The organism is Candidatus Pelagibacter communis (assembly GCF_001180025.1).
Lineage (GTDB): Bacteria > Pseudomonadota > Alphaproteobacteria > Pelagibacterales > Pelagibacteraceae > Pelagibacter > Pelagibacter ubique_A.
Window position 1 is genome coordinate 1 of the sequence record NZ_CVSK01000004.1, and the last position, 551, is coordinate 551.

A 551-nucleotide genomic window follows, 5' to 3' on the forward strand; every position below is an offset into this window, starting at 1 on the left:
CCAAAGGAAGTTAATATTACAGAAGAAGATACGGCTGAAGCACTAAACGATATTATGAAACAACTGTTTGGGTCGACTTAAATTTTAAATCTTTAATAATTTTTTCACCAACAGTAGGTGTAACAGATAAAAATACCCAATTAGATTGATCTACAATTTGTTGATTATCTTTGGCAATAACTATTTTTTTAAACTTTCTTTTTAAACCAAGAGCTATTTTTTTGTTTCTTGGAGAAATAATAATTTTCTTATAGGGAATTTTTGATTTACATATTCCAGTAATCACTGAAGCTGCAATTTTTCCAGTACCAATAAAACCTAAATTCATAATTTTGGATACTTTATATTGATTATATTGAATTAATTAACAAAAAAAGAACCTCTAATTCTTAGTAATTCTCTGCTTAATTCCTTGTTTTCTTTGAAGGGTTTTCTTCCATGAAGCCAGAAATAATTATTTGCAATCACAGAGAATCCAACAGGTAATTTTGTAATTATTTTATTTTTACTTTCCTCTAATCCATCAGATAATCTTTGTAAAAAATTTCCTT

2 protein-coding genes are annotated in these 551 nt (G+C 26.5%); both read right to left on the reverse strand.

The features are described 5' to 3' along the window. Window positions 1–52: 52 nt before the first annotated feature. Window positions 53–328, reverse strand: a complete 276-nt coding sequence (locus tag AMN83_RS00065; RefSeq protein ID WP_256998041.1) for an NAD(P)-binding domain-containing protein — start codon at window positions 326–328, stop codon at window positions 53–55. 32 nt (window positions 329–360) lie between these two features. Then, the coding region (locus tag AMN83_RS00070) for a carbon starvation induced protein CsiD (protein ID WP_179850392.1) at window positions 361–551 on the reverse strand (191 nt) is incomplete at its 5' end.